Below are 7,471 nucleotides of genomic sequence, written 5' to 3' on the forward strand. Positions count from 1 at the left end.
AGCGGCTCGCAGGCCTGCGGGGAGCCTCCCGAGCGCCGGCAGGAGCCGCAGCCGCCACCTCATGCCTGGCTCCGCAGCCGCTCGGCGAAGGCCAGCAGGGTGGCGTACTGCTCGGCGAGCGCTGCCGAGGTGCCGCCGTCCGGGTCCTTGAAGTAGAAACCCAGCTCCGGCCGGGGCCCGCTGAGCCCGGCCTCGTGGGAGCGGGCGAGCAGTCGGGCCAGGTCCAGGACGAGCGGGGCGGCCAGCGCTGAGTCGCAGCCCTGCCAGATGGTCTGCAGGACCATCCGGGAGCCGAGGAAGCCGTCGAAGGCGATGTGGTCCCAGGCCGTCTTCCAGTCCCCCATCGCCGGTACGTCGTCGATGTGGACCTGGCCCTCGGGGGCGGTGCCGAACGTGTCGGTGAGGACTCGTTCCTTGCCCGCGTTCTTGGCTGCGGCGGCCGCCGGGTCGGCCAGCGCCGCCCCGTCCCCTCCGCCCAGCAGGTTCGACCCGGACCAGGCCCGTACGGGCAGGGCGCGCTGGAGGAACATCGGGGCGAGCACGGAGCGGAGCAGCGTCTGGCCGGTCTTGCCGTCGCGTCCGGCGTGGGGAAGTCCGCAGTCGGCGACGGCCTCGGCGAGCGCGGGGGCGCGCAGCCCGGTGGAGGGGGTGAAGTTGGCGTAGGAGCAGCCGGCCCGGAGGGCGGCCGCGGCGTAGAGGGAGCTGGCGGGGAGCCGGGGGCCGTCGGGGCCGGGGGCCGGTTCCGTGGAGGAGACGTTGACGACGACCGTACGGGCCAGCTCGTTGCGGTGGGCGAAGTCGGTGAGGTCCGCGGCGAAGGCGGCGATGAGTTCCTGGTCGGTGCGGGTGTCGCCGGGGAGAGGTCCGCCGGGGCGTATCTCGGCGTCGGCGGCGTCGAGTTCGGCGCGTACGGCGGCGGGGAGGCGGTACGGCAGCACGCCGCCCTCGGCGAGCGCCTCGGCCCGTTTGGCGAGCGGGCAGTCCAGGGTGTCGTGGCCGCCGAAGACCAGCGAGGTCAGGGGCGGCAGGCCGCTGTCGGCGAAGGGGGGCGTCTCGGTGACCATGCCGGTGGGCGGGTGGAGGCCGGCCGCGATGGCCGCGCACCCCGCGGTTGCGGTGGTGGCGACGGAGCCGCGTGCTCCGATGAACCAGACGCCGGTACGGCGGCCTGGGCTGTCGGCGGTACGGCGTGGACGCTCGTCACGGCCTTCACGTTCGGCATGTGCGGTCACGGGCTGCCTCCCTGGGGGATGAAGAGGTGGAGGACGACGGGCGGGGAAGGGGTCGGTGCCTCCCCCGCCCGTCGTCGGCAGAGGTGGCCGCCCTACGACGAGGGCAGCTCCTTCAACTGGATGTTGCGGAAGGACACCTGGTCACCGGCTCCATGGTTCTGGAGGCCGATGTAGCCGTCCTTCAGGCTGCGGGCCGGGTCGGTGTTGGTGAAGTCGTTGATCTTCGCTCCGTTGAGGAAGATCTGCAGACGTTCGCCCTGGACCTTGATCTCGTAGCTGTTCCACTGGCCCGGCGGCCGCAGGACGCGGTCACGGGCCTTGATATCGGCCGACTTGAATCCGTAGACGGCGCCCGTGGTGCGGTCGGCGGCGTCGGTGGCGTCGATCTGGATCTCGTAGCCGTTGTTCACGGCCGACCAGGGGTCGTCCGATTCCGGGAAGCCCACGAAGACACCGGAGTTGTCGTCGCCCGCCATCTTCCAGTCGAGCTTGAGCGAGTACGCCTTCAGCTCCTTGGCCTGGTAGGTGAGCAGGCCCATGCCGCCCTCGGAGTGCAGGGCGCCGTCACCGACGGAGAACATTCCGGGGCCTGCCTGCTTCCAGCCTTCCAGCGTCTTGCCGTTGAAGAGGGGCCGGTAGTCCTTGTTCGGCTTGCAGTCGGCCTTGACCTGGCCGGTGGCGTAGCGCAGGCCGCCCGACAGGTGCTGGCGGAAGGCCGTCTCGGCGTAGGACTCCTTGGTGTGGCCGAGGCCGGTGTAGAAGGAACGGCCGCCCTGGTAGGTCTGGCACCAGGAGATCGGGTGGTCGCCCTTCATGTTGCCGCCGGTGTAGGTGGTCTCGTCGAGGGTGGCCAACACCTTGGCTTTGCCACGGGGGTTGGTGCGGTAGTTGTACCACTCGTCGGTGCGCTCCCACTCCTCGTCCAGGTGCGCGGTGGCCGGATGGTCGTGGTCCTCGACGCGGACGGTGGCGGGTTGGATCTGCGGGTGCGAGTCGAAGTAGGCGCCGACGAGACCGCCGTAGAACTTCCAGTCGTACTCGGTGTCGGCGGCCGCGTGGATGCCGACGTAACCGCCGCCGGTGGCCACGTAGTTCTCGAACGCCTTCTGCTGCTCGGCGTTGAGGACGTCACCGGTGGTGGAGAGGAAGGCGACGGCGTCGTAGCGGGCGAGGTTGCTGGTGGTGAACTGGGCGGCGGACTCGGTGGAGTCGACCGTGATGTTGGTGTCCTTGCCGATCTCCTTCAGTGCGGCGATGCCGGCCGGGATGGAGTCGTGGCGGAAGCCGGCGGTCTTGGAGAAGACGAGGACGCGCTTGGCGGTCCTGTCGACCGGGCTGCTGGACAGTGCGAAGTCGTCGATGTCGTAGAGCGCGCCGTCACCGCCCTTGAAGACGAGGAAGAGTTCGGTCCGCTTCTTGGGCGCTCCGCGCAGCGGGATGTCGATGTCCTGGAAGGTGTCCCAGCTGCCGGTCACCGGGACCGGGCCGGAGCCGAGGATCTTGCCGGTGGGTGATCCGGTGCGCACTTCGAGGAAGCCGCCCGAACCGGCCGACGAGATACGGGCGGTGAGCTTGGTGGTGCCACCGAGGACGTAGGTCTTGAAGGAGATCCAGTCGTCGTTGTGGATGTCCCCGACGGTCCTTCCCCCGTGTGCGCTGGACTTGCTCGGTGTGGTGACGCCGGAGGAGTCGTCGTAGTGCTCGGCCTGGCGGTGCTTGGGCTGGAGCCGGGAGGTGTCCTTGCCGGTCAGCTTGGCCTGGCCGCCACCGCCGTTGTCGGTGTAGGTGGCCGAAATCCCTCCGTAGATGTTGGCGTTGGGGTCGTGGCCGCCTTCCATGGCGGTCTTGATGGTGCCTTCACAGCCGTGCTCGGTGGTGATGTCGTGGCCGTGGCTGTCGTGGCCCAGCGTGAACTTGACCTCGACCTCGGTGCAGTCGATGGTCCCGTCCTCCGGGTCGCTGACGTTCACCTTGAACGGCACGGAGTCCCCGAACTCGAAGAGCTGCCCGTCCTCGGGGAGCACCAGCTCCACGGTCGGGGCGGTGTTGCCGACGGTCACGTGGACGCTGGCGGAGCCGGTGCGCCCGGTCGGGTCCTCGGCGGTCAGGGTGGCGGTGTAGGTGCCGTTCTTCTTGTACGTGTACGTGGGGTCGGCGGCGGTGGAGGTGCCGCCGTCACCGAAGTCCCAGGCGTACGTGAGCGGGTCGCCGTCGCCGTCCGCCGTACCGGCCGAGGAGAACTTGACCTTCAGCGGTGCGGTGCCGGAGGTCTTGTCGGCGGAAGCCTCAGCGATGGGTGAGCGGCCTCCGGTGGCGTTCTCGATGCGGTAGAGTGCGGAGTTCTCGTCGCCGCCGAACCAGGCGAGGCCGTAGTCCAGGACGTAGAGCGCCCCGTCCGGGCCGAACGCCATGTCCATGATCTGCGTACCGGACCACGGCACGTCGTTGATGGACTGGACGCCGCCGTCCGCGTCCTGCTCGACGCGCTTGATCCACTGGCGGCCGAACTCACCGGCGAAGAAGTCGCCGTCGTAGGCCTCGGGGAACTTGACCGGGGAGTCGAGGTCGGCGTCGTAGCGGTAGACCGGTCCGCCCATCGGGGACTCGGATCCGCTGCCGAACTCGGGCAGCGAGCCGCCGTCGTACGGGATCCAGGCGGCCTCGGCCGGCGGCAGGTCGACGAGGCCGGTGTTGTGCGGCGACTCGTTCTTCAGGCCCGCGCAGTCGAAGGCGGCGCCGGAGCTCTTGGTGGCGAAGTCGTAGTCGATGTACGGCTCGTTCTCGCCGACGCAGTACGGCCAGCCGAAGTTGCCGGCCTTCGTCACCCGGGCGAACTCCACCTTGCCGGCCGGCCCGCGCTTCGGGTCGGCCGAACCGGCGTCGGGGCCGTAGTCACCGACGTACACGATGCCGGTGGCCTGGTCGACGGAGAAGCGGAAGGGGTTGCGGAAGCCCATCGCGTAGATCTCGGGGCGCGTCTTGTCCGTCCCGGGCTCGAAGAGGTTGCCCTCGGGGACGGTGTACGAGCCGTCCTCGGCGACCTTGATGCGCAGGATCTTGCCGCGCAGGTCGTTCGTGTTGCCGGAGGTCCGCTGGGCGTCGAACGCCGGGTTGCGGTCGGTGCGTTCGTCGATCGGGGTGAAGCCGTCGGAGGCGAAGGGGTTGGTGTCGTCGCCGGTGGAGAGGTAGAGGTTCCCCTCCTTGTCGAAGTCGATGTCACCGCCGACGTGGCAGCAGATGCCGCGCGAGGTGGGGACGTCCAGGACCTTCTTCTCACTGGCGGTGTCGAGCGTGCCGTCCTCGTTGAGGACGAAGCGGGAGAGCCGGTTGACGCCGTCGAACTTCGCGAAGTCGGCCGCCGTCCCGGTCTCGGGCGCGTCGCCTGCCGGGGTGTCCAACGGGGGCGCGTAGAACAGGTAGACGGCCCGGTTCTCGGCGAAGTCCGGGTCGATCCCGACGCCTTGGAGGCCTTCCTCGTCGTGCGTGTACACGGGGAGGGTGCCGGAGATCCGGGTGTTGCCGGCGCTGTCGGTGATCCGCAGTTCGCCGTCGCGCGAGGTGTGCAGCACGCTGCGGTCGGGGAGGACGGCGAGCGACATGGGCTCGCCGGTCTCCTCCGCGCCCTTGGCGAGGGTGACCTGCTGGAAGTCCTCCGCCACGGGCTCCTCGTGGCCCGGGTGGCCGGGGTGGGCGGTGGCGCCGGGGGCGGAGCCGAGGGTCAGGGTCGCGGCGGCGAGGAGGCCGCCGGTGAACAGCGCGAGCGATTTGCGGACGCGGGTCCGGGCCAGGAGCCGCTTTCTGGTTCGGTGCACGTAGGTCCTCCGGAGAGTGCCGGTTGTACGGGCGGGTGTAGCCGTGCCGTGCCGCGCGGGGACTGCCGCGCGTGTGTCACCGGGGACGGGAGTGACCCCGGTGACGCGAGTCATGTCGTGTACACGTGGTGGACGGTAGACCTGTTCGTCCGGGACGGAAAGCCCTTGTGCAACGGTGAAGTCGAACTTCTGCTTCCGCCAGGACAAAGGAGATTCCGGGCAGCGCGAGGCAGCCCCGGGCGTCTTCACGAAGACCTCTCCCCCGGGGCCCGCCCCACCCGGTGGTGCTACTCGCCGCCGCCGAAGGCCGCGTCGAAGGAGGCCGACGGCGGGTCGAAGTCGAACCGCTTGAGGCTGGCAAGCGCTTCCGGAGCGCCCGTCAGCCGGTCCATGCCCGCGTCCTCCCATTCCACGGAGATCGGGCCCTCGTAGCCGATGGACCGGAGCATCCGGAAGACGTCCTCCCAGGGCACGTCACCGTGGCCGGCGGAGACGAAGTCCCAGCCGCGCCGGGGGTCGCCCCACGGCAGGTGCGAGCCGAGGCGGCCGTTGCGGCCGTCGAGGCGCTTGCGGGCCTCCTTGCAGTCCACGTGGTAGATCCGGTCCCGGAAGTCGTAGAGGAAGCCCACCGGGTCGAGGTCCTGCCAGACGAAGTGACTCGGGTCGAAGTTCAGCCCGAACGCGGGCCGGTGGCCGACCGCTTCGAGGGCGCGCTCGGTGGTCCAGTAGTCGTAAGCGATCTCGCTCGGGTGCACCTCGTGGGCGAAGCGCACCCCCTCCGCATCGAAGACGTCCAGGATCGGGTTCCAGCGCTCGGCGAAGTCCTCGTAGCCCCGCTCGATCATGTGCGGCGGGACCGGCGGGAACATCGCGACCAGGTGCCAGATCGAGGAGCCGGTGAACCCGATGACCGTGTCGACGCCGAAGGCGGCGGCGGCCCGGGCGGTGTCCGCGATCTCGGTGGCGGCCCGCTGCCGTACGCCTTCGGGCTCGCCGTCGCCCCAGATGCGGGCGGGCAGGATGCCCTGGTGGCGTTCGTCGATAGGGTTGTCGCAGACGGCCTGGCCGACGAGGTGGTTGGAGATGGCAAAGCACTTCAGCCCGTACCTGTCGAGCAGTTGGTGCCTGCTGTCCAGGTAGCCGGGGTCGGCGAGCGCCTTGTCGACCTCGAAGTGGTCTCCCCAGCAGGCGAGTTCGAGACCGTCGTAGCCGAAGTCCCGGGCGTGCTTGCAGACCTCCTCCAGCGGGAGGTCGGCCCACTGGCCGGTGAACAGGGTGAAGGGGCGGGGCATGGGCGACTGCCTCCTAGGACGACGGGACCGGAGTGTGTACGGAGTTCTTCGCGGCGCTCTCCTCGACGGCGGCGAGCACCCGCTGGACCTGGAGACCGTCCGCGAACGAGGGCCGGGGCGGTGTGCCTTCGGCGATCGTGCGGACCACGTCGCGGGCCTGGTGGACGAAGGTGTGCTCGTAGCCGAGGGCGTGGCCCGGCGGCCACCAGGCCTCAAGGTAGGGGTGTTCGGGTTCGGTGACCAGGATGCGGCGGAAGCCGGCGGTGGCGGCGGGCTCGGTGTGGTCGTGGAAGGAGAGCTCGTTGAGCCGTTCCAGGTCGAAGGCGAGCGAGCCCCGCTCCCCGTTGATCTCCAGCCGCAGCGCGTTCTTACGGCCCGCCGCCATCCGGGTCGCCTCGAAGGAGGCGAGCGCCCCGGAGGCGAGGCGGCCCGTGAAGATGGCCGCGTCGTCCACCGTCACTTCGCCCCGCGCCACCGAGTCCGCACTTCCGGAGAGCCCGGCCGACGCACCGGAGAGCAGGGGCCGCTCCCGTACGAAGGTCTCAGCCACCGCCGACACTCCGGTCAGCAACTCCCCCGCCAGGTACTGGGCCAGGTCGACGATGTGCGCCCCGAGGTCGCCCAGCGCACCCGAACCGGCGTGTTCGCGCTTGAGCCGCCAGGTGAGCGGGGAGGCCGGGTCGACCAGCCAGTCCTGGAGGTAGCTGGCGCGCACGTGGCGCAGGGTGCCGAGGCGGCCGTCCTCGATCAGCTGCCGGGCGAAGGTGATGGCGGGCACCTTGCGGTAGTTGAAGCCCACGATCGCCACCTGGCCCCGGGCCTGCGCCGCCTCGGCGGCACGGACCATCGCCTCCGCCTCGGCGACCGTGTTGGCGAGCGGCTTCTCGCACAGCACGTGCTTGCCCGCCTCCAGGGCGGCGATGGCGATCTCCGCATGGCTGTCACCGGGCGTGCAGATGTCGATCAGCTGCACGTCGTCCCGGGCGATCAGCGCCCGCCAGTCGGTCTCCGCCGCCGCCCAGCCGTGCCGGGCGGCGGCACCGCCTTGTCGTGCGTGACCAGTTCGGTCACGTTGTCGCATTCGGGGGTTGCATATTCCGGATGCGATCCCACGTCGAGGTAGAGGCGGGCGCCG

The 7,471-nt window shown here is 70.2% G+C and carries 3 protein-coding genes and 2 pseudogenes; all 5 read right to left on the bottom strand.

Going from position 1 to position 7,471, the window contains the following annotated elements; translation table 11 throughout:
• Window positions 1-59: 59 nt before the first annotated feature.
• Window positions 60-1,232, bottom strand: coding sequence for an inositol-3-phosphate synthase (locus ABZ154_RS13295; RefSeq protein ID WP_356831994.1), 1,173 nt, complete (start codon window positions 1,230-1,232; stop codon window positions 60-62).
• Window positions 1,233-1,324: 92 nt separating this feature from the next.
• A complete protein-coding gene (locus ABZ154_RS13300; protein ID WP_356831996.1) occupies window positions 1,325-5,044 on the bottom strand; it encodes a ThuA domain-containing protein in 3,720 nt (1,239 codons plus the stop codon).
• A 287-nt stretch (window positions 5,045-5,331) separates the two neighbouring features.
• Window positions 5,332-6,336 (bottom strand): sugar phosphate isomerase/epimerase family protein, encoded by a 1,005-nt coding sequence (locus ABZ154_RS13305; protein ID WP_356831998.1) that lies wholly within the window; start codon window positions 6,334-6,336, stop codon window positions 5,332-5,334.
• 13 nt (window positions 6,337-6,349) lie between these two features.
• Window positions 6,350-7,375, bottom strand: a pseudogene (locus ABZ154_RS13310) (Gfo/Idh/MocA family oxidoreductase); the annotation flags it as partial.
• A gap of 2 nt (window positions 7,376-7,377) precedes the next feature.
• A pseudogene (locus ABZ154_RS13315) lies at window positions 7,378-7,471 on the bottom strand (proteasome accessory factor PafA2 family protein); the annotation flags it as partial.

Origin of the sequence: Streptomyces sp. NPDC006261 (assembly GCF_040613515.1) — a bacterium.
Taxonomy (GTDB): domain Bacteria; phylum Actinomycetota; class Actinomycetes; order Streptomycetales; family Streptomycetaceae; genus Streptomyces.

Coding starts and splice junctions, on each gene's coding strand:
- ABZ154_RS13305 (WP_356831998.1), bottom strand. CDS start 6,336: ATGCCCCGCCCCTTCACCCTGTTCACCGGCCAGTGGGCCGACCTCCCG.